The organism is Gemmata sp. (assembly GCF_051859125.1).
GTDB lineage: Bacteria > Planctomycetota > Planctomycetia > Gemmatales > Gemmataceae > Gemmata.
In genome coordinates this window covers 48095-69052 of record NZ_JBHYGG010000223.1, presented here as the reverse complement: position 1 = coordinate 69052, position 20958 = coordinate 48095, and the positions used below count along the sequence as shown (strand labels likewise).

Annotated in this window: 18 protein-coding genes; 12 read left to right on the top strand and 6 right to left on the bottom strand. The window is 69.9% G+C overall.

Translation table 11 applies throughout. The annotated features are described in order from the left end of the window. Nucleotides 1-134: 134 nt before the first annotated feature. Both ACTIGN_RS18200 and ACTIGN_RS18195 read right to left on the bottom strand, forming a co-directional pair. Entirely contained in the window at nucleotides 135-824 is a 690-nt protein-coding gene (locus ACTIGN_RS18200; RefSeq protein ID WP_439626374.1) for a class I SAM-dependent methyltransferase, read from the bottom strand. After that, the gene (locus tag ACTIGN_RS18195; RefSeq protein ID WP_439626372.1) at nucleotides 821-1669 is read right to left on the bottom strand and encodes an alpha/beta fold hydrolase; all 849 of its coding nucleotides are present in this window, start codon (nucleotides 1667-1669) and stop codon (nucleotides 821-823) included. Before ACTIGN_RS18195 ends, ACTIGN_RS18200 begins: the two co-directional genes overlap by 4 nt. Before the next feature lie 343 nt (nucleotides 1670-2012). Between ACTIGN_RS18195 and ACTIGN_RS18190 the strand changes: the two genes are divergently transcribed. Next, nucleotides 2013-3035: a WD40 repeat domain-containing protein gene (locus ACTIGN_RS18190; protein WP_439626370.1), complete on the top strand. Its 1023-nt coding sequence runs from the start codon at nucleotides 2013-2015 to the stop codon at nucleotides 3033-3035. Nucleotides 3036-3791: 756 nt separating this feature from the next. Here ACTIGN_RS18190 and ACTIGN_RS18185 read toward each other — a convergent pair. Continuing rightward, nucleotides 3792-8735, bottom strand: coding sequence for a hypothetical protein (locus ACTIGN_RS18185; protein ID WP_439626368.1), 4944 nt, complete (start codon nucleotides 8733-8735; stop codon nucleotides 3792-3794). A gap of 710 nt (nucleotides 8736-9445) precedes the next feature. On the opposite strand from ACTIGN_RS18185, the gene ACTIGN_RS18180 reads away from it, so the two are divergent. The 4 genes from ACTIGN_RS18180 to ACTIGN_RS18165 all read left to right on the top strand — a co-directional run bounded on the left by ACTIGN_RS18180 (nucleotide 9446) and on the right by ACTIGN_RS18165 (nucleotide 12657). After that, the gene (locus ACTIGN_RS18180; RefSeq protein ID WP_144944232.1) at nucleotides 9446-9649 is read left to right on the top strand and encodes a hypothetical protein; all 204 of its coding nucleotides are present in this window, start codon (nucleotides 9446-9448) and stop codon (nucleotides 9647-9649) included. Between the two features lie 166 nt (nucleotides 9650-9815). Next, nucleotides 9816-10706: an alpha/beta hydrolase gene (locus ACTIGN_RS18175; RefSeq protein ID WP_439626366.1), complete on the top strand. Its 891-nt coding sequence runs from the start codon at nucleotides 9816-9818 to the stop codon at nucleotides 10704-10706. A 17-nt stretch (nucleotides 10707-10723) separates the two neighbouring features. After that, nucleotides 10724-11626 carry a WD40 repeat domain-containing protein gene (locus ACTIGN_RS18170; RefSeq protein ID WP_439626364.1) on the top strand — a complete coding sequence of 301 codons (903 nt, stop codon included), beginning with the start codon at nucleotides 10724-10726 and terminating at the stop codon, nucleotides 11624-11626. A 17-nt stretch (nucleotides 11627-11643) separates the two neighbouring features. Then, on the top strand, nucleotides 11644-12657 hold the full coding sequence (locus ACTIGN_RS18165) for a WD40 repeat domain-containing protein (RefSeq protein WP_439626362.1): 1014 nt from the start codon (nucleotides 11644-11646) through the stop codon (nucleotides 12655-12657). On the opposite strand, the gene hutH is transcribed toward ACTIGN_RS18165, so the two are convergent. Further along, nucleotides 12654-14144, bottom strand: a complete 1491-nt coding sequence (hutH, locus tag ACTIGN_RS18160) for a histidine ammonia-lyase (protein WP_439626360.1) — start codon at nucleotides 14142-14144, stop codon at nucleotides 12654-12656. The two genes, ACTIGN_RS18165 and hutH, sit on opposite strands and share 4 nt — an antisense overlap. Nucleotides 14145-14246: 102 nt before the next feature. Here hutH and ACTIGN_RS18155 point away from each other — a divergent pair, with 102 nt between their 5' ends. Both ACTIGN_RS18155 and ACTIGN_RS18150 read left to right on the top strand, forming a co-directional pair. Continuing rightward, entirely contained in the window at nucleotides 14247-15647 is a 1401-nt protein-coding gene (locus ACTIGN_RS18155; RefSeq protein WP_439626358.1) for a TIGR01777 family oxidoreductase, read from the top strand. 20 nt (nucleotides 15648-15667) lie between these two features. After that, on the top strand, nucleotides 15668-16459 hold the full coding sequence (locus tag ACTIGN_RS18150; RefSeq protein WP_439626356.1) for a hypothetical protein: 792 nt from the start codon (nucleotides 15668-15670) through the stop codon (nucleotides 16457-16459). Between the two features lie 62 nt (nucleotides 16460-16521). Here ACTIGN_RS18150 and ACTIGN_RS18145 read toward each other — a convergent pair whose 3' ends face one another. Further along, nucleotides 16522-16794: a hypothetical protein gene (locus tag ACTIGN_RS18145; RefSeq protein ID WP_439626354.1), complete on the bottom strand. Its 273-nt coding sequence runs from the start codon at nucleotides 16792-16794 to the stop codon at nucleotides 16522-16524. 307 nt (nucleotides 16795-17101) lie between these two features. Here ACTIGN_RS18145 and lptB point away from each other — a divergent pair, with 307 nt between their 5' ends. From lptB to ACTIGN_RS18130, 3 genes are all read left to right on the top strand, one after another. Continuing rightward, the gene (gene lptB, locus ACTIGN_RS18140) at nucleotides 17102-18310 is read left to right on the top strand and encodes an LPS export ABC transporter ATP-binding protein (RefSeq protein WP_439626352.1); all 1209 of its coding nucleotides are present in this window, start codon (nucleotides 17102-17104) and stop codon (nucleotides 18308-18310) included. A gap of 404 nt (nucleotides 18311-18714) precedes the next feature. Then, a complete protein-coding gene (locus ACTIGN_RS18135) occupies nucleotides 18715-19188 on the top strand; it encodes a DinB family protein (RefSeq protein ID WP_439626350.1) in 474 nt (157 codons plus the stop codon). Between the two features lie 28 nt (nucleotides 19189-19216). Further along, the gene (locus ACTIGN_RS18130; RefSeq protein ID WP_439626348.1) at nucleotides 19217-19666 is read left to right on the top strand and encodes a hypothetical protein; all 450 of its coding nucleotides are present in this window, start codon (nucleotides 19217-19219) and stop codon (nucleotides 19664-19666) included. 2 nt (nucleotides 19667-19668) lie between these two features. Here the strand turns inward: ACTIGN_RS18130 and ACTIGN_RS18125 are convergent, their stop codons facing one another. Next, nucleotides 19669-20100, bottom strand: a complete 432-nt coding sequence (locus ACTIGN_RS18125) for a metallopeptidase family protein (protein ID WP_439626346.1) — start codon at nucleotides 20098-20100, stop codon at nucleotides 19669-19671. A gap of 121 nt (nucleotides 20101-20221) precedes the next feature. Between ACTIGN_RS18125 and rpmB the strand changes: the two genes are divergently transcribed. Together rpmB and gatC are read left to right on the top strand one after the other, a co-directional pair. Continuing rightward, complete coding sequence (gene rpmB / locus ACTIGN_RS18120) at nucleotides 20222-20482, top strand: 50S ribosomal protein L28 (protein ID WP_439626344.1); 261 nt, start codon at nucleotides 20222-20224, stop codon at nucleotides 20480-20482. 97 nt (nucleotides 20483-20579) lie between these two features. After that, a complete protein-coding gene (gene gatC / locus ACTIGN_RS18115) occupies nucleotides 20580-20894 on the top strand; it encodes an Asp-tRNA(Asn)/Glu-tRNA(Gln) amidotransferase subunit GatC (protein ID WP_439626342.1) in 315 nt (104 codons plus the stop codon). The last annotated feature ends 64 nt before the right edge of the window (nucleotides 20895-20958 follow it).

The window sequence follows — 20958 nt, the reverse complement described above, 5'->3', positions numbered from 1 at the left end:
CCTACGTCTGAATTGGCGTGTACGAGTGGCCGATTTTTGGCGCGGCAGGCCAACTCAAAACCCTACCGAACATTCGTCGGACGCAATCAAGAACGGGCACCTTTCGGTGCCCGCGTGCAACTCACTGGTCTCGATCACTTCGCCGGGGTTGTCGCCGCGATGGTGCGGAAGCCGCGGCAGAGGTAGACGCCGCCGGGGGGCAGGTTCCACGGCACGAACCGGAACTTCACGTCGTCGAAGTACCGGGCGTACATCTTGTAGTAGACGAGCGGCATCACGGTGAGCTGGCGGAACGTGCCGGTCGGCCCGAGCGCGCGGGCCGAGGTCTCCAGGACGGCGTTGCGGAGCGCCTCGGGGAACGACGGGAGCGGCAGGCCGGACAGGACGTGGTCGACCGGCGGGAGGTTCCGCTCGGCGAGGTACTGGTCGAACTTGGTCGCGTCGCCCTGGACGACGTGCAGGTTCGGGACGCCGTGGAACCGGGCCTTGAGCCGGGCGCACAGCATCGGGTCGAGTTCGATCACCAGCGCCTGGGTGTGCGGGCGGAGCCGCTGCACGAGCTGGGCGGTGACCGGGCCGGTGCCGGCCCCGAGTTCCACGATGCACCGCGCCTTGTCCCAGTCGATGCCGTCGATCATCTTCCGGGCCATCGGCCCGGAGCTGGGCGCGCACGACGCGATCTTCCGGCCCTGCGTGAGGAACGCCTTCATCATCAGCCACCAGTCCGGGCCGCGCGCGCCGGGGTGCGGCGGCGCGTCGGGCAGGCGGCTGGGAACGTTGGGGTTGGTCTTGGGGTCGACGGCCGGCATCTCGTGGGTCGTCATGCGGTGGGCCTTTGCGTGGGCTTGACGAGGAGTAACTGCGTCCAGGACGGGCGGGCGGTCGGGGTCGGGGAACTCAGAAAGTGTACAACCAGTCGGTTGATCTTCGAGGCCTTTTCGATCTGCGGGGCGTGGCCGCAGTTCTGGATCTTCAGAAAGTGCCCGTGGGGCAGGTCCTTGGACGCCTCCTCGGCGGTCCGCGGGCAGCAGATCTTGTCGTGGCTGGCGGTGACCAGCAGGGCCGGGCACTTCACGTCCTTGAGCCGCTCGCGGACCGTGTGGTCGAGCGTCCCGCGGACCGTCTTGAGGAACCCGGTCTTCCACCGGCGGCTGGCGAACTTCGACTTGTAGTACCGGAGCATGTCGCGGTCCGCGAGCCGCGGCTTCTGGAACACGCTCTTGACCACCGCGAGCGCGTCGCGGCCCACGACCCCCTCCATGATCGGCAGCTTCTCCTCGTCGCCCATCCCCGACGGGCAGATCAGGATCAGCCGCGACACGAGCTGCGGGTACTGGGCCGCGAACTCGACGGCCACCTTCCCGCCCAGGCTGCTCGACACGATGTGGTACGGCGGGGTCTGCACGAACTGGTCGAGGTACGTGTGCAACTGCCGGACCAGGTACTCGACGCTGACCGGCTCCTTCGCGGCGACGCGGCGGTGCAGCGCCTCGCCCTCGAACGCGAGGATGTTCGGCGCGTGGACCTCGAAGAACCGCCCCCAGTACTTGCGGTTGCGGTACCAGGTCTCGGCCTGCTCCGCGAGCCCGTTGATGAGGACCAGGGGCTGCTTCCGGCTGTACTGCTTGGGCCGGAGGCGGTCGATGAAGCCGTTGATCGAGGTAGCCATGTCCGGAGACTCCGCGGTGCCGGCGGTGCGTGCGTCGGAGGGGGCCGGCAACGACACTGTCAGGATAGCGTGACGTGACGGCGAGTGCAGGAAAAATCGCTACGAGCGTTCGGATTCGCTGCCCCGCGACGCACCCGCCGGCACAGCTTTCCCGCCTTCACACGAGCCTGCCACCCCGCCGTGAAGGGGTGATGTGGAACGCGAGAATGTCCGCCAGAACCCGCGCCGCGAACCCCGCCCGCCCCGCCCCGGTCCCTGTTACCGGGCGCGTGCGGACTCGCGTCCGCTCGCGGCACCGGGCATCATGAGGGTGCCGCGCCCATCTCTGCACCGGGGCCACGCCATGTTCACGCTGACGACCGCGTCGCCGCACCCCGTCTCGCACGTCCTGTTCCACCCGGACGGGTTCACGTTCGCCGTCACGCAGCCGAACTCCGGCTTCACGCTCGTGGACCGGATGACCGGCAGCGTCGTCGGCACGGTCCCTGTTCCACGGGTCGCCGAGTATTCCTCGATCATCTTTGCGGAGAACGGCGCACGGCTCGTCGCGGCGTCGGCCCGCGGCGTCACCGTGTGCGACACGGCCACCGGTGAGATCCTCGTGCAGCGCGGCAAGGCCACGCTCGCGGGTGCGGTCCTTGCCGAGCGCGCCGGCGGCCTGATCGCGGCGACGCCCAGCGGCCTCCGGACCTTGTCCCTCGGAACAGTGCTCGGTGTCGGCGGTCACATCTACCCGGTGCTAACGGAGAGAACCCACTCACTCCAGAGCAGCGCGGCGCTCGTCGCGGTGTCGCCAGGGGGCCGATGGGCAGTCGGCGTCTACGAGCGCGTGAAGCCCTCGCTCATCGACATCGGGACGCGCCGCGTCGTGCTGGCGCTCGACCACCCGTACCGCACCGAGGGCTCGCGCTTCGGGTCACCCGGGGTCACGTTCGCAACGACCGGCGACCGGTTCGCGATCTGTGACGGCATCAACGTGACCGTGTTCGACACGCCCAACAACTCGCCCGAGCCCGATGCCGAACCCGACGACGAACCCGGTCCCTCGCTTGTCCAGCGGGCGGCGACCGCGACGGCCCCGAAACCGCGGGCGATCGTCGAGCCGGTGTTCACGCTGAACCGCCCGTCGGGCGTGGCCGCGACGGATCTCTGGCGACCGCCGCTCGCGTTCACGCCCGACGGCCGCGGGTTGCTCGTTCGCCGCCCGCGGAACCGCGTCCAACTATGGGACGTGGCGACGGGCACGCAGCTCGGCGAGTGGAGTTGGCGGCTCGACAGCGTGACGTGCCTGGCGATCGCCCCCGACGGCCTCACGGCCGTTGCCGGCGCTCGCCACGGGCGCGTCGTCGTGTGGGACCTGGAGTGATCGCAGGGCGGATTGCTCCGCGATTGTGTGTGACGAGTTGCGGTCCGGTCCGGTCCGGTCCCAGCCCCAGCGCCCCGCGAGGGATCACGCTCACCCCTCGCTCGGCGCTCGGGCTCGGACCAACACAAACGCAGCGGATGAGAGACGAGGACCGGCCGTGCGACTCTTGCAACTGAAGCCGCGGCACGCGATCACCCGACTGGCGCTGTCGCCGGACGGCACCCGCGTCGCCGTCGGGCAACTCGGCCACGGGGTCCGCGTCATCGAGGCGATGAGCGGGAGCGAGTTGCGACACCTTACCGACGCGCCGAGTCGTGTGCGCAACCGAACCCTCGTCTCGCCGACGGGCCGGTACGCGCTGGTGGTGAGAGAACAGGACGCGATGTTCGCCGAGACCGCCGCGGGCGTGACCGAGTTCCACTTCCAGCCGGGGTGGCGCAAAGGGTGGCGGCGGAACCACCCGCCGGACGCGGTGGCCCCGGTCCCGGTGGACGCGGTCGGGGCGCAGTCGGCCCTGACGCTCACGTCGCGCGGGTCGAACTACTGGGTCCTGGCATCGCCGTGCGCCCTGTCGGGCGATCACCGGTACGCCGTGGGGCGGTCCTGGTCGCACCACGACGAGCGGATCGCCCTCTACGACCTCGCGAGCGAAGCCGCGGTCGGCCGGTTCCCGAACGCTCGCGGGCTCGGGATCTCGTTCCACGCGACGTTCACCGCGGGTCAACTCGTGATCGCGGACATGCGGGGCGTCAGCGTCTACGACCTTGCGACCGCGATCCCGGCACCGGCCGCGATCGAGGAACCGGCCCCCGTGCCGGCCGCCGCACCCAAGCAGGAGCGGGACGCGATCGGGCGGTTCGTTCGCAGGGTGTTCCGCACCGAGCCGCGGTCGCGGAAGGCTCGCGGGGCCGGGACGCTCGCCCCGCGACCCGTACCGATGCTCGAACCGTGGGCGATCGTCATTCCGACCACCCCGCAACCGGACACCGAGACCCCGCCGTTCGCCCTGCTGCCGTGCGGCCGGCGGATGCTCGTGCGTGGCGAAAAGAGCCGCGTCGAACTGCGGGACGTGGCGAGCGGCGAGGTGCTGACCGTGTGGAAGTGGGGGCTGCCGCGGGTGCAGGCGCTGGCAGTGTCGGCGAACGGCCTGCTGGCCGCGGCCGCCGGCGCGAAGGGGCAGTTGATGCTCTGGGACCTGGAATAGAACGGCGAGCGGGGGGCGTGAGCCCCCCGAGTGGTTGTCGGAACCAAAGACTCGGGGGGCTCACGCCCCCCGCGCGCCAAGTCAGCGGGCTCCGGCCGGGAGGCGGTGATCGCGTCGCGGGCCGGTCCCTGGATCGGGGACAGGGCGGCGTTGATCAGGTGCGTCGGCACGTTCGACACCGCCTCGCGGGCCGCCCCCTGGCGGATGTCGTCCTTCCCCTGGTCGAGCTGTCCCAGCGACAGCTTCGCCGCGCCCAGGAAGTACCACGATACGGCGTCGGTCGCGTCGGCCTTGGTGGCGTCGGTTAGCGAAGCGACCGCGTCCTTGAGCCGGCCGGTCTTGAAGGCCGCGATGCCGGCGTCGAGCGAGCGGGCCGCGGCCGCCGGGTTGCGGGCCGGCAGCACGGGCGCCCGGCGGTACGCGGCCAGCGGGTCGGTCACCGATTGCAGCCCGACCTCGGCCGCGGTCGCCCACTGCTTCTTCGCCGCGAGCGCCGCCTCGTAGTTCGGGTTCGTGATCGCCGCCTGGAACTGGGCCTTCGCCTCGGCGAGCTTGTTCTGGAACAGCAGCGCGAGGCCGGCGACCGTGCGGGCCTTGCCCACGTCCTCCGAGTCCGGGGCCGACGTGGTCAGCGACTTCGCGGCCGCGGCCAGCGCGCCCTCGGAGTCGGCCGGGCGGCGGAGTTCGACGAGCAGCGGGAGCCACAGGTCGATGGCCTGCGCCGGCGTGACCGCGTTGCCCAGGTCGGCCTTGAACTTCGCGGCGACCTCGTCGGTCCGCTTCTTCTCGGCGGCGACCGCGGCGTCGAGCGCCTTGACCTTCGCCTCGAACCCGTCGGTCAGCTTCTTCGCGTCGGCCGCGTAGGTGTCGGCGGCCTTCTTGAGGTCCGCGGTCTGGTCGTCCTTGAGCTTCGAGACGGCGGTCGCGTGCTCGTCGGCGAGCTTCTTCATCGCCTCGCCGTGCTCGGCCGTGAGCTTTTTCACCTCGGTCGCGAGCTTGTCGGTGGCGGTCTTCGCGGTCCGCTCGGCCCTCGTGAGGCGGTCGGCGAGGTCCACGAGTTGCCCGGCCGTGAGGCCGAACCCGGCGACGGCCATCATCTCGGACGAGAGCAGGCTGCTGAGCGCCGGCCCGGTGGCCCGGTCGAGCGCCCGCTTCTGCGCCGCGAGCAACTCGGCCGTGTCGTACTTTTCGGGGAGCAGCTTGGCGGCCTGGAGCTCCTTCACGACCCCCATTACCACTTCCTCGGCCCCCTTGCGGCCCTTCTCCTCGGCCTCCAGCTTCTTCTCGACGGCGACTTTCGCCTCCTCGGCCTCCTTCGCGTCCTTGGTGAGCTTCTCGACCTTCTCGGCCGCGTCCTTGAGTTCCTTGGAGGCGACGGTGAGCTTCTCGCTCGCGTCCTTGAGGTCGGTCATCAGCTTGACCGCCCCGGCGGCCTTCTTCTCCAGTTCGCCGAGCGCCTTGAGGGCACCGTCCTTCTTGAACGCCTCGGCGACGGTCGCGTTCTCGGCGATGGCGGCCTGCAACTCCCAGAACGCCTTCAGGTCGTCGCAACTGCGGGTGAAGATCTGCTCCAGCGGGTCGGACAGCGGGTTGAGCCCGCGGCCGGCCGCGGCCCGCGCCTGCTTGATGTGCGTGGCCCGGGCCTTCGCGATCACCTCGATCGCCTCGGTGTACTTCTCGTTCCGCGCGAGCCGCACGGCCTTCCAGAAGTAGACGCCGGCCTCGACGTCCTCTTCCTTCTCCTTCGCGGGCGGCTCGTCCTGGAGCAGCACGACCGCGGCGAGGAGCAGTTCGCGGGCGTCGGTCGGGGGCACGCGCCGGGAGTTGCCGTCGGGCACCGCCGGGGGCGCGGGCGGCCGGGACTCGTCGAGCCGGTCGAGGGCCGCGTCGAACGTGCTGGCGTACCTCGGGTAGTTCCCCTTGGCGTTCTGGTACAACCGCTCGGCCTTCTTCTCTTCGCCGCCGAGCTGGTACACGATGCCGAGGTGGAGGGTCGCCTTGACCGCGGCCCGCTCGGCCTCGGGGGTGTTGACCTTCTCGAGGTCGCTGATGGCGGCCTGGAGCTTGTTCGCGGCGGCCTGCATCCCGGGGCTGTTCGGGGCGATCGTCATCGCAGCCGAGTCCTTATTTTCCTGGACGACCGCGAACAGCTCGGCCTCGCCCTGCGCGGCCTTCGCGACCGGCGAGGGGTCCTTGATGGCGGCGGCGAGTTTCTTCGCCGCCGCGGCGTCGCCGGAGCGGACCGCGGCCGCGACGGCGGCGTGGCCGGGCGCCTTCGGGTCGGGGTCCGTGTCGCCGGCGTCGCCGCCCTTCTTTCCGGGGGGGGCCACCTGCGCGCCCCTGTCGGGCGGCGGGAGGAAGCCACCGAAGTACGCACCGGCGAACCCGCCGCCCGCGAGCACCGCCCCGACTAGCGTGCCGCCGACCCACCCGCCCTTGCCGCCGCGGCGCGGCTCGGGCCGCACCGACAAGTCGGGCTTGGTCCGCTTCGTGTACAGGCCGTCATCGGAGTCGCCGCGGGCCGGCTCGGCGTACTCCTCGGGCTCGGGTTCGGCCGGGGCCGCGGCCGGCCCCCGCTGCACCATCGACTCGGACTCCCAGTTCGCGACCGCCACGGGGCCGACCGCCGACCCGGTCGCCGACACCGGCATCTGCGGCATCGACCCGGACACCCAGTCCAGTTCGACCGACGCGGTGGACGGCTCGCCGGACTTGGACGGGGCCTTCGCGCCGGGCTTCGGGAGCGACGGGATCGGGCCGGTCCCCCCGACCGGGGGCAACTCGCCCGGCCCCGGCGTGGGCCGCCGGATCTGGGTGCCGGCGAGCCCGGCGATGGTCGGCTTGGAGCCCCGGGCGGGGGGCACGTCGTCCAACTCCGGGAGGTCGATCTCGGCGGAACTGGTCGAGGTGGTCCACTCCGCGGGCATGAGGTCGTCCACGGACGGCACCGCGTGCTCCTCGGTCACCGGCAGCTTGGACCGGTCCGACGCGAGCTTGCCGAAGAACTGCGACGCGGTGGACTCGTCCTCGGCCGACGGGAAGTCGGAGAACTCGACCGACGAGTCGCCCTCGTCGACCGCGGCGGGCAGGGGGCGGACCGGCTCGGTCGGGTCGAGCGGCTTCTTCGGGGGCGGGGCCATCAGGTCGCCGTCGTCGTCCTCCAGGCTGACCTCGGGGACGGTCCCGGCGTCGTGCGAGACCTCGCCCTCGGCCCCGACGTCCCCGGGGTGGACGCTCCACACGATCGACGCCGAGTCCGGGGCCTGCGGCCCGTCGCGCATCTCGGGCGGCAGTTCGAGGCCGAACTCGCTGCCGTCGTTCTCGCCGCCCACGGTCCGCTCGAACCCGGGGGCGTCGAGCCGCACCTCGGACGCGCCGTCGTACCGGTCGCCCCCCATGCTCGACAGGTCGGCGAGGATGCTGGAGGCGTCCGGGGTAGCCCGCGGCGTGGCCCCGAAGTCGGGGGTCAGGCCGAGTTCGCGGAGGTCCGTGTCGTCGGGCCGGAGGGGCTTGATCCTCTGGGGCTGGGTCGGGGAGTGGGCCTCGGCCTCGGGCGACCCAGTGTCGGGCGGGAGCGGGGCCAGCGCGTCGCCGCTGGAGAAGTGGTCCGTCGGGACCGGCGCGTCGCTGTCCAGGCCGTCGAACAGGCTGTCGTCCTCGAACACCGGCTCATCCCCGGAGCGCAGCTCGGGCGGCACGACCTCGAGCACGGGCTCCGACTCCGGCGCGGGCATCACGCCCAGGGTCAGTTCGGAGGGCGACCCGGCGGGGGCCGCGTGTTCCGGGGGCAGGGGCAGGTTGTTGTCGGCCGCGTAGTCGAGGGCCGCGCCGAGGAGCACGTCGGACGTCGCGGCGAGGTCGGCGTCGGGGACCGGGCCGCCCGAGAAGATGTCGGACCCCTCGATGAAGTTCAGCAACTCGCCGGCCCTGTTCGCCTTGTCCGGCGGGCTCCCGAACAGGTCGGAGTCGCTCAGGCCGGCGTCCGCGTTCAGCCTCGGGTCCGGGAGCCGGTTCAACTCGTTGGCGTCGAACCACCCCGACGCGGGGGCGACCGGGGCCGTGCCGGCCCCGCTGTCCGGCCCGCGGGCCGCATCGACCTCGACGGGCGGGGGGACGGGGTTGGCCGGCGGCCGGAACAGGTTCGCGGAGTCGTTCTCGACCGCGTCCGGGAGTTCCGGCAGGTCCACCAGCCCGGCCTCGGTGAACGAGGACGGGTCCTTGAGGGACGGCGCGAGGTCGGGGCCGGCGTCGAAGTCCGGCAGCGCAGCGTGGGTGGGGTCGAGGTGCGGGGCCCGCTCGGACCACACCTCGCCCTCCTGGCCCAGTTCGTCGGGCGGGAGGTCGCCGGACAGCTCGGCCAGGTCGACGGGCCCGAGGTCGGGCAGGTTCTCGATCCGCACCTCGTCCGCGGGGTCGTCCTCCGGGAGCGGCGGGAGGTCCGCCTCGTCCCGCGGGTCCACCGGCTTCGGGTCGTTCTCGTTCGGGTTGTTCGCCATGATGTCCGCTCCGCGCGTCGCGGGAAAGCACCGTTCACGGGTGGGGCGTGAGGACTCGTATATTCAGAAATGGTAACCGCCTTTGCCCCCCTTCGCGACGGCGCGTCAAGATCTTTCGTGCATTTCTTGAAGGGCGCGTCGAACCGACGGAATCAGCCCGCTCAACCCGGGCGTTCCGGACAACCGGCACGGCGGTCCCGACCCGACCCGGGACGGCCCCAGGGGGCGGCCGAACGAGCTAAATGGCTGGTCGAATGCTTGATCCGGAACAGGACGTGCTTCCTCTTTGGGCAAGATTCTTCTGTCACAATCTCACGGTCTGCTGCCGTCTCATCGCAAGTCTCATGATCATAGCAACTTACCGCAAAAGAACGTGCATTATTTTGGTCGGCACTCGCGTTGCAATCACTTTTCCCGTCTTGCGATTCCCGTGCGGTCCCCCTCCCGATCCCCGAGCACGGCTGCTCGATCACGGGTGCGGAATAAAGGCCGACCAAGCCGTGCCCGGCCTTGTGATCGTTTGACGGCTCCGAGTTTTATCCGATCCGTACCCCGGTGCTTGTTGCCGGCTATGAAACGGGGTAGGATGCCGGGCGCACGGGGCTGACGTACCCTGCCCCCGGCAGGGTGACTCGCAGGACAATGTCGGCCCGCGACCTTCGGCGACGCCCCAATCGTTGCCGTTCCCGCAATCCACGGCAGGTGTTATCGTGCAACCTCTATTCGACGGCATCTCATCCGACGTGGCCCGCATCGACCAGGAAGTCGTCGAGCTGCCCCTGCTGCTGCCCCGCTGGCAGGCGATGGAACTCGAAGCGGCCGCCAGCCGCCGCGGGATGACCACCGGCCAGATGCTCCGCCGGTTCATCGGTGAGCTCCTCGCGGCCCAGCCCGCTTCCGCCGGCCGCGCCTGACCTCCGACCGCACCTGCCTCCGCGGGCACGGCTCTCGTGCTGTGCCCCCGACCCGACCGCCGGCCCAGCGCCCGCGTCGGCACTTCCGCCTCTGTTCACTTCCCCGCGCCTTCGCATACCCTATCCGCACAGCACCTCCCCTCCCCCGCACACCGTGGGTCCACCGATGTTCGTTTCCCTCCTCCTGGCGGTCGCCGCCGCCGGTGCCGCTCCGCAACCGTTCCCGCTCTGGGACGGCAAGGCCCCGCACGCCGTCGGCGACGCCGAGACCGACAAGCCGACCCTGACGCCGTACCTCGTGCCGAAGGACAAGGCGACCGGGGCCGGGGTCGTGATCTGTCCCGGCGGCGGGTACGGGTTCCTGGCGATGGACCACGAAGGCAAGCAGGTCGCGGAGTTCCTCAACGGGCTCGGCGTCCACGCCTTCGTGCTGAAGTACCGCATCACCGGCAAGGACCGCCCCGGCCCGCTGCTGGCCGCCCCGCTCGCCGACGCGCATCGGGCGATCCGCACCGTGCGGGCGAGGGCCGCGGACTACGGCGTCGACCCGAAGCGCGTCGGCATCTGGGGCTTCTCGGCCGGCGGGCACCTCGCGAGCACGGCCGGCACGCACTTCGACGCGGGACTCGCCGAGGGCGACGCGATCGACAAGACGAGCTGCCGGCCCGACTTCTTGATCCTCGCGTACCCGGTCGTGACGATGGAGCCGGGCGTCACCCACGGCGGCTCGCGGAAGAACCTGCTCGGCGAGAAGCCCGACGAAAAGCAGGTCGAGCTGTACTCGAACGAGAAGCAGGTGACGAAGGAGACGCCGCCGACGTTCATCTTCCACACGAGCGCCGACACCGCCGTCGTGCCCGAGAACGCGGTGCGGTTCTACCTGGCGTGCAAGAAGGCCGGCGTGCCGATCGAGATGCACATCTACGAGAAGGGCAAGCACGGCGTCGGCCTGGGCCGCGACCCAATGTGGACCGGCGGCGAGACGTCGGTCGCGTCGTGGCCCGACCGCCTCGGCGAGTGGATGAAGGCCCGCGGCCTGCTCGACGCGAAGAAGTAACGCACCGGAGAGCGGCCGTGCGACTTCTCAAGGGCAAGAGCGGGCGGGTCACGGTACTGGCGTTCAGCCCCGACGGCAGGACGCTGGCAGCGGGCACGTACCTCCGCCTCGACCTGTGGGACGTGGCCGCCGGCACCGTCGATTCGGCGGAGATGGTCTACTGGGCCGCCCTGCCAGGCAGCCTGCGGTTCGACCCAAAGGGGCGGCACCTGCTGCTCGGCGTCGGGTACAACGGCGGCGTTCGGGTCTTCAACGCCCGGACCTGGGGCTTCCAGGAGACCGCCAAGTTCGACTCCAATCTCGTGGCCGTCTCACCGACCGGGCTGGTGCTGGCGGCCGGCGGCCGGATCGGTGCGTTCGACCTCACCGCGAAGGGACTCGGCCCCCGGAAGTGGACGAAGTCGCTGAGCCCCGACATTCTCGAAGGACTGGACTTCTACCCCGACGGCAAGCGGTTCGTCACGATCGAGCGACACTTTGTGAGGGGGACGCGGAACGAGTGGCAGGTCCTGGTGCGGGTGCGGGCCGCCGAGAGCGGCCTCGTGTTGCACTCGGCACCGTCCACCGGCGAAGTCGGGAACCAACCCAGTGTTTCGCCGGACGGAGCGTGGGTCGCGTACGCGGCCGAGAAGTTCGTGATCGTCCACGAGGGTGCCGACGTCACGCGGTTCGTGAAGGTTCCGAACGCGAGCAAGAAGCCGGTCACCGGCATCGCGTTCCACCCGGCGGGCCGGTTCCTCGCGGTGGCGAGCGGCGACACCACGGTGCGGTTCCACGACCGCGACGCGAACTGGGCGGTCGCCAGGACCTTCGACTGGCAGGTCCGCGGGCTGAAGTCGGTCGCGTTCAGCCCGGACGGGAACGTCGCCGCGGCCGGCGGCGAGAAGGGTCAGGTCGTGCTCTGGGACGTGGACGAGTAAGGGACCGGAGGCCGCCCGTGCGAGTCTTCAGCACGCAGAAGAAGCCAGTTGAGGTGCTGACGTTCACCCCCGACGGCACGCGGCTGGCGCTCGTCAAGACGGTCAAAGTTTCCCGCGAGCGGGTGGACTCGGTCGTGCAGTTGCTCGACGTGTCCACGGGAGCCCTTGCCACTTGCGGCCCGCCCCTGCCCGGCGCGACCGCGAAGCAGGTGCAGTTCGACCCAAGCGGCCGCTGGATGCTGGTCAACGGCGGGTACGGGGGGCTCCTCGCGGTGGACACTCGAACGGGGGCGGCGGCCGAGCCCACGGCGTTCGGCCAGAACCGCGTGATCGGCGTGATCGCGGTCGCACCCGGCGGGGATTGCGTGGTGGTTCACGACTCCACCGTCACCACCGCGCCGAGTCGCCGGGTCGCCCTCGAATTAACGGCAACGGGCCTCGGCCCTGTGCGGTGGGAGCAGACGCCGTGGAGCGGCAAAACCAGCTACTCGGGCCAGGGCGGAATCGGCGGGCTGGCGTTCCTACCCGGCGGGAAGCGGTTCGCGACGGTCGAGTACCTGTCGGCCCGGTACGCCGACTCGAACCACACCAGCCTCATCAGCCCGGAGGAGACCTATCTCCGCACGCGGTCGGTCGCCGACGGCGAGCTGCTGGACGAGACCCGCTTCGTGGGCGACGACGGACCTGCCGGTACTCTCGACATTTCCGCCGACGGGGAGTGGTTCGCGTCCCTGACATTGTTCTCCGTGTCCCTCCGCCGCCTGGCCGACCCCACGAAGGCGTTCACGTTCCGCCGCACGAACCGGATGGAGCTGACGGCGATGGCGTTCCACCCGTCGGGCCGCTACCTCGCGGTGGGGAGTAACGACGGGACGGTGCGGTTCCGCGACCGCGACGCGAACTGGGCGGTCGCCCGCACGTTCGACTGGAACATCGGCCGCGCCCGGTCGGTCGCGTTCAGCCCGGACGGGAACGTGGCCGCGGCCGGCGGCGAGAAGGGGCAGGTCGTGCTCTGGGACGTGGACGCTTAGAACCCGGCGGCGTCGAGCAGTTCGCGGCCGCGGACCAGCGCGAACGCCTTCTCCAGGTCGTCGCGGAACAGGTAGTCGACCTCGTGGTGCGGGCACGCGGCGCGGACCACGCGGTGCGCCGCCTCGACCCCGCGGCCGGGCCGCAGCGGCAGGCGGTAGTCGAGCGCCTGCGCCGCGGTCAGCACCTCGATGGCGAGTACCGTCTCGACGTTGTCGAACACCCGCAGCAGCTTCACCGCCGAGATGCTCCCCATGCTGACGTGGTCCTCCTGGCCGAGGCTCGTGGGGATCGAGTCGACGCTCGCCGGGTGGCACAGCCCCTTGTTCTCGCTCACGAGCGCCGCGGCCGTGTACTGCGGGATCATGAACCCCGAGTTCAGCCCGGTCTCGCGCATCAGCAACTTCGGCAGCCCGTCGTGGCCTTCGAGCAGCAGGTAGATGCGGCGCTCGGAGATGCTCGCCAGTTCCGCCAGCGCGATCGCGGCGAAGTCGAGTGCGAGTGCGAGCGGCTGGCCGTGAAAGTTCCCGCCGCTGACGATGTCGCCGTTGTCGAACACGAGCGGGTTGTCGGTGACGCCGTTCAGCTCGGTTTCGAGCACGCCGATCGCGTACCCGAGCGCGTCGCGGCTCGCGCCGTGGACCTGCGGCACGCACCGCAGGCAGTACGGGTCCTGCACCTTCCCGCAGTTCCGGTGCGCTTCGAGGATCTCGCTCGCCTCCAGCAGCCGCCGCACGTTCGCTGCAACAACGCCGTGCCCGGGGTGCGGGCGGACGGCGTGGATGCGGGGGTCGAACGGCCGGATGCTCCCCTGGAGCGCTTCGAGCGACATCGCGGCACTCAGGTCGAACAGGTCGACGAACCGCGTACACTTCTCCAGAACGAACGCCCCGTACCCGCTCATGAGCTGGGTGCCGTTGATGAGCGCGAGGCCATCCTTCGCGCCGAGTTCGAGCGGCGGCAGGTCGTGCGCTCGAAGCACGTCGGCCGCGGGGACGGGTGCGGTGCGGGCGTCGTTCCAGAACTCGCCGTGGCCGATGAGCGGCAGGCACAGGTGCGCGAGTGGCGCGAGATCGCCGCTCGCCCCGACGCTGCCTCGACTGGGGACCACCGGCACCAACCCGCGTTCGTCGAAGTCGAGGAGCCGGCGGAACGTTGGCAGCGACACGCCGGAGTAGCCGAGCCCGAGCCCGTGGACCTTCGCCCGCAGCATGACGCGGGTGATTTCGGGCGGCACGGGTTCGCCGACGCCGACGGCGTGACTGAGCAGCAGGTTCCGCTGGAGCAGGTGGAGCTGGAGGTCCGGGACGCGCTTGTTCGCGAGGACGCCGAAGCCGGTGTTGATGCCGTAGTGCGCGCGGCCGTCGGCGGTCGCCGCCTCGACCCGCGCGCGACTCGCCTCGACCGCCGACGTGTCGGAGCGGAAGTACGCGGCGCTCGCCGCGAGGTCGGCGTGCAAGGTGCGGACGGTGATGCGGGGCGGCGGCATTGCGGTTACCTGATTTGGGCGAGCCGGGAGCGTGAGCGACCGGAGCAACGTCACTCCGGTCGCTCCCGCTCCCCGCTCGCCAATACCACCACGGGTTGCACCATGTCCGACGCCACGTTCACGCTGCGGTCCCCGATGCCCGTGTCGGCGGATGAATTGTACGCCTGGCACGGCCGCCCGCTCGCGTTCCAGCGGTTGCAGCCGCCGTGGGAGCACGTCGAGCAGACCGCCAGTCACGGCGCGTTCGGCACCGACGGGCACCGCGTCGAGATGCGGACCGCTCTGTTCGGCCCGGTGACGGCGGCGTGGGTCGCGGAGTTGTACGACTTCCAACCCGGCCGCCAGTTCCAGGACCGGCAGGTGAAGGGGCCGTTCGCGTTCTGGAACCACACGCACCGCTGCATCCCCGACGGGCCGAACGCGTCGTTCCTCGAAGACCACATCACCTACCGCGTGCCGCTCGGGTCGGTCGGCAGCGCGTTCGGCGGCGGGATGGTGGGGCGGCGGCTCGGAGCGATGTTCGCGTACCGCCACGCCGTCACCGCGAGCGACCTGCGGCGGCACAACCTGTACCGCGACCGCCCGCGGCTCACGGTCGCGATCACCGGCTCGCGCGGGCTCGTCGGCTCGGACCTCGTGCCGTTCCTCCTCACGGGCGGGCACCGCGTCGTGCGGCTCGTCAGCGGGAGCACCACGCCAAAGTTCGACGACGGGACGAAGTGGGTGAAGTGGAACCCGTCGGGGCCGCTCGACCCGGCCGCGCTGGACGGCGTCGACGCGGTGATTCACCTCGCGGGGGACAACGTCGCATCTGGACGGTGGAACGAGGAGAAGAAGCAGAAGATCCGCGAGAGCCGCACCGTGCCGACGCGCCACCTCGCGACGGCGATCGCCGCCCTGCCCGCGGCCTCGCGGCCGAAGGCGTTCGTCTGCGCGTCTGCGGTCGGCTTCTACGGCTCCCGCGGCGACGAGGTATTGACCGAAGACTCCGCGGCCGGTGAGGGCTACTTCCCCGACGTGTGCAAGGAGTGGGAGGAGGCGACGCACCCGGCCCGCGACGCCGGCGTGCGGACCGCGAACATGCGGATCGGCGTCGTCCTCAGCCCCCGCGACGGGGCGCTCGGGAAGCAACTCCCGGCGTTCCGGGCCGGTGCGGGTGCGGTCCTCGGGTCGGGGACTCAGTGGGTGCCGTGGGTCACCATCGGCGACCTTGTGGGCGCGTTGCACCACTGCCTCATGACCGAGAGCGTGAGCGGGCCGGTCAACGGGTGTTCGCCGAATCCGGTCACGAACCGCGAGTTCACGAAGGCGCTCGGAGCGGTCCTGCGGAGGCCCGCGGTTCTGCGGCTCCCGCGGGTCGCGTTGAGGTTGATGTTTGGAGGGATCGCGGACGACGGCCTCCTGGCGAGCCTGCGAACTTCACCAAAAAAGCTACTCGACACCGGACTCGCCTTCGACCACAGTGAATTGCCGCGGGCCCTGCGTTTTCTGCTGGGCCGGTGACCACACAACCCGCACGCGCCATGTTCCGAACACTGACGCCCGTTCTGCTTGTCGCGCTCGTGCCGGGACTGACCGCGGCGCAGCCCAGGCCCGCCGAAACCGATCTGGTAAAACTTGCCCGGAAGTACGACCTGGAGGTCGTGACCCGTGCCCCGGTCTTCCCGGTGAAGACGACGCACGGGACCATCGACGGGGCCGAGGCGGACCGCAGGGACGCCGCGTCCTACGCGACGATCTTCGCGTTCGAGTGGTCGCTGTACCCGCCCGAGTTGGTGAAGAAGGCGGGGGTGAAGTCGGTCGTGTTCTGCAAGAACCTGTCGTTCGCCGGCCAGAACCGCACCGCGATCCCCGACTTCGAGCACGACACGCTGTACCTCGACGTCACCCGCGGCCGCCACGACGACCTGTACGTTCGCAAGGTGATCCACCACGAGTTCTTCCACTTCGTCGACCTGAAGGACGACGGCCGCCTGTACGAGGACGAGCGGTGGACGCGGCTGAACCCGCCCGGGTTCAAGTACGGCCCCGGCGGCGCGAAGGTGCAGAACGACCCGACCGTTACCACGACCGGCAAGGACGACCCGGGGTTCATGAACCGCTACGCGGCGTCGGGCGTGGAAGAGGACAAGGCCGAGGTGTTCGCGCACATGATGGTCGAGCCGACCGCGGTCGCGGCGCGGGTGGAGAAGGACAAGTACAGCCGGCTGAAGGTGGAGCGGATGCGGGAGGTGCTGGTCGGGTTCTCGCTGCACGCCGGCACCGACTACTGGGCCGCCGTCGAGAAGGTCGAGCGGCCCGCGGCGAAGCCGTGAGCGAATAATTGCCGGTGCGCAACACTTCGGGGGGCTCACGCCCCCCGCTCGCCAAAACCAACTCAGTCCCACAGTTCGACCGTGCCGAGCGGCATCGTCAGCTTGTTCAGCAGCGTCTCCCACGAGGCGCGGCTCGCCCACCACCCGGCCCCGATCGCGTCCGGGGCCGCGTCGGCGACGTACCCGAACGACACGCTCTCGGTCTCGTAGAACTCGCGGGCGACCGGGTTCGGCTCGCGGCCCTCGACCATCGGGCTCACCGGCGGCGTCGCACCGGCCACGTTCGCCATCCCCAGAACCAGCCCCAGACCCAACAGACACTTACGCATCGCCATGAACGTCCCCCTCGGACCCCGGGGCCGTCCCCGCGGCACCGGAAGGGGGGAACGATACCGATAGCGGTCGAAAACACAAGGGAAATTCTCAGCACCGTCTCAATTGGGTGTGCCTCTTGTGTTGGGCATCTTGGCGAGCGGGGGACGTAAGTCCCCCGGTGGAATCGCGATTCTCATCCACCGGGGGACTTTCGTCCCCCGCTCGCCCAAACCCACAGGCACACGGCCCAGTCACTTCACCTCTCCATTGCGTCGCGGCGGCCGATCGGGTAATCAGCGGGCCGCACCCGGAAGGCAGGGAGGCCGCATGCCGCTACTGGAAGTCAACGGGCTACAGAAGATCTACGGCCGCCGCAAGGTCGTGAAGGGGGTCTCGTTCGACGTCAACCCCGGCGAGGTCGTCGGCCTGCTCGGCCCGAACGGGGCCGGCAAGACGACGAGCTTCCGCATGGCCACCGGCCAGATCGTGCCCAACGCCGGCACCGTCACGTTCAACAACGAGGACGTGACGCAGCTCCCGATGTTCCAGCGCGCCCGCCGCGGCATGGGCTACCTGTCGCAAGAGCCGAGCGTGTTCCGCAAGCTGAGCGTCGAGAAGAACCTGCTCGCGATCCTCGAGGCCCTGCCCCGGAGCCGGAGCCTGGGCCGCAAGCTCACCCGCACCGAGCGGTGGGACCGGACCGACGCGGCCCTGAAGCGGTTCAAGCTCGACCACGTCCGCAAGAACGTCGCGGCCCGGTGCTCGGGCGGCGAGAAGCGGCGGCTCGAGATCGCCCGGTGCCTCGTGTGCGAGCCGCTCCTGATCCTGCTCGACGAGCCGTTCGCGGCCGTCGACCCGATCACCACCGAGGACATCCGCAAGAACATCCGCGAGCTGGCCGACTCGGGGATCGGCATCCTCATCACCGACCACAACGTCCGCGAGGTGTTCCGCACCGCCGACCGCGTGTACCTCATCACCGACGGGCTCGTCGTTACGAAGGGCACGCCGCACCAACTGGTGAACGACGAGATCGCGATCAAGGCGTACCTGGGCCGCAGCTTCGAGGAGGACGGGTTCACCCGCCACTTCGCGAGCCGCAACCGCGTGCTCGACGGCGAGACCGAACCCGCGCCCGCCACGACCGCAACGGCCACGCTCACCGAGCCCGAGGCGGAGCCGGACGTGCTGCGGTTCCCGTCGCACACGCCGCCCCCGGCCGGCGGGCTGCTCGCGCCGCTCGGCGGCACCGCCGGCGCGATCTTGGAGGCCGAGCGGCTCCGGGTCGCCGTCGAGCAACTCATGGACGACCGCACGCTGCGGGCCGGGATGGTCGAGTTGAACAACCGCGGCGAGCGCGCGATTCCGGCGCTCCTCGAAGCGCTGGAGCGCCGCGACGCGGTCCTGCGGCGGCGGGCGTTCGAGTTCCTCAAGCACGTCGCCCGCACCCACGCCCCGCTCGAGTTCGACCCGGACGCGCCCGACGAGGTCCGGCTGCGCCAGGTCGCGTACCTGCGGGTCAAGTTGCGGGCATAGGACGTTGGGAGTGTTGATTCGTCTGGAGTGCAACCCAACCGGGTGCGAGAGTACCGGGCGGGGATGAACTCGCGGCACTAAACACTTAGAATCGGTAGGGAATGTGTTACCGTGTCGGGTGAGCGGAGTGCGTGGTTGCCCCTCACCCGCCGCGAAGCGCGGCGACCTCTCCCCGTCGGAACGGGGCGAGGTGGGGTGACTGGTCCTGATCGTTGCTTCACCCTCTCGCACAGCATGCGAGAAATCCGGCGCGCCCCACCTCGCCCCGTTCCGACGGGGAGAGGTCGCGACGAGGCTCTGCGAGTCGCGGGTGAGGGGCGACCGCGAAAGCTACACACCAACCACGCGGCCCCTTCGGACACCGACACTCAACTCGCTTTAACACTCCCAACACTCCGCACTCCATGACCCCCACCGAACTCGCCGACAACTACCTTGCCGGGGCCGCCGCGCTCCGCTCCGCCGTCGCGGGGATGACCCGCGAACAACTCGTCGCCCGGCCGATCCCGGGCAAGTGGAGCACGCTCGAAGTCGTCGCGCACCTCGCCGACTTCGACCCGATCCTCATCGACCGCATGAAGCGGATCCTCGCCTACACCAGCGACGTGCCGCTGCTGCTCGTCGCCGACGAAGAGTTGTACGCCAAGGAAATGAACTACCACGACCGCGACGTTGAAGAAGAACTGGCCGTCGTGGAGAGCTTGCGGCGGCACATGGCCCGCATCATCCGCGGCCTCACGCCCGAGCAGCTTCAACTCGTCGGGTGTCACAACAAGCGCGGCCTGATGACGCTGGAGAAGGTGATCCAGATGGCGACCAACCACCTCACGCACCACGTGCCGTTCATCGCCGAGAAGCGCAAGGCGCTCGGGGTGTAACCACCGGTGTGGTCAGGAGTCACGCACGATGCGACGCATTGGCCCGATCCTGCTCGCCGCACTCCTCCCGGCGACCGGCTGTTCGGCCCTTGTCGCCGGTCGTGGCGTCAACGTGAACGAACTTTCGACGAAGGACGAGGTGCGGCAGGCGTTCGGCACGCCCGCATTCACCTGCGACGAGTTTCACGATGAGTTTCGGACGCACCGCAAACTCGCGGAGCAATGGAAACTGGAGTACCTCGCCATGCCTGCGGTAATAACGCTCGGCCTGAGCGAGGTCGTTCTTTTTCCGACCGAAGTCTACTGCGCGGCAAAGCAGCGAATCAGAGGTGCCCACGTCCGCTTCTTCTACGACGAGAACGGCAAGGTCACCTACGTCCTTGTGGACGGTGAGAGACCGATCCTGTCGCCGCACCGTAGCCTACCCGGGTCGGAGCCGCCCCCAGAGAGCCCGCAGACCGCGAGCGACCGGCCCTGACGTTACCCCTGGTCCCCGAACGGGTCGGGGTTGTCGTCGAACCGCTCCAGGTCGCGGTCGGTCCAGCCGAAGTGGTGCGCGATCTCGTGGACGACCGTCTTGCGGATCTCGATCCGCAGCTCCCGCGGGTCCGGGAAGTCCTCTTCGAGCGGGTACTTGAAGATCAGGATGCGGTTCGGGCTGTCCAGCATGTCCAGGTCCGACGTGTCCACGCCCAGCGGCATGAAGTAGCCGTACACCGTCTCGCCGGCGGCGATCTCCTCGTCGGTGAACCCGGCGTCGCGGAGGAAGTCGTGCGTCGGCGCGTCCTCGACGTCGATCACGACGTTGTCGAGGTGCCGCTTGATCGCCTCGGGGAGCGAGTCGATCGCCTCGCCGACGACCGCCATGAACTTCTTCATCGGCATGCGCTTCATGCCGTCATGCTGGGGCACGGGGCGGCCCGTGTCAACAGTTCGCGCGCGGCCCGCTTGTCGGTCGGGTCTGGCCCGCTATAGTGAGTGTTCCGATTCCGCCCCTCGCCGGGGCGATCGACGATATTTGCGAGACACGGTCATGGCCAAGACGTGCGTTTTCACGGGTCGGAAGTCGGTCTTCGGCAACCAGAAGACCTACCGCGGTAAGGCGAAGTACCTCGGCGGCGTCGGCAAGAAGATCACCGGCACGTCGCGCCGGAAGTTCAAGCCGAACCTCCAGAAGGTCCTGTGCATGGTGGACGGCGAGGCGAAGCGCGTGTGGGTCTCGTGCGCCGCGATCCACGCCGGCCTCGTCGTGAAGCCGCTGAAGGTCAAGCCGTTCGGCGACGTGAAGGTGTGACCAATCATCGTCATCAGGTCATCAGGTCGCAAGTCGTCAAGTCGGAACCGGTTTGCGACTTGACGACTTGCGACCTGATGACCTGGGACGAACTGCCATGTCTCTGACACTGGACCAGGTCCGCAAGGTCGCGACCCTCGCCCGACTGGAACTGCCCGAGGCCGACCTCGTGCGGATGCAGTCGCAGCTGTCCGCAATTCTCGACTACGTCGCGCAACTCGACGAACTCAACACCGACGGCGTCGAGCCGCTGGCGCACCCGCTCCCGCTCCAGAACGTGTTCCGCCCCGACGTGCCGGTCCCCTCCCTGACGCCGGACGAGGCGCTGCAGAACGCCCCCAAGCGCGAGAAGGGGAGCGACTACTTCAGCGTCCCCGCCGTCTTCGACACCGACGAACCCGTCAGCCACTGACCCAACCGCGTCGTCAGGTCCTCAGGTCTTCAAGTCGGGAGCCGTGCGGCCCCGCTTGCGGCGT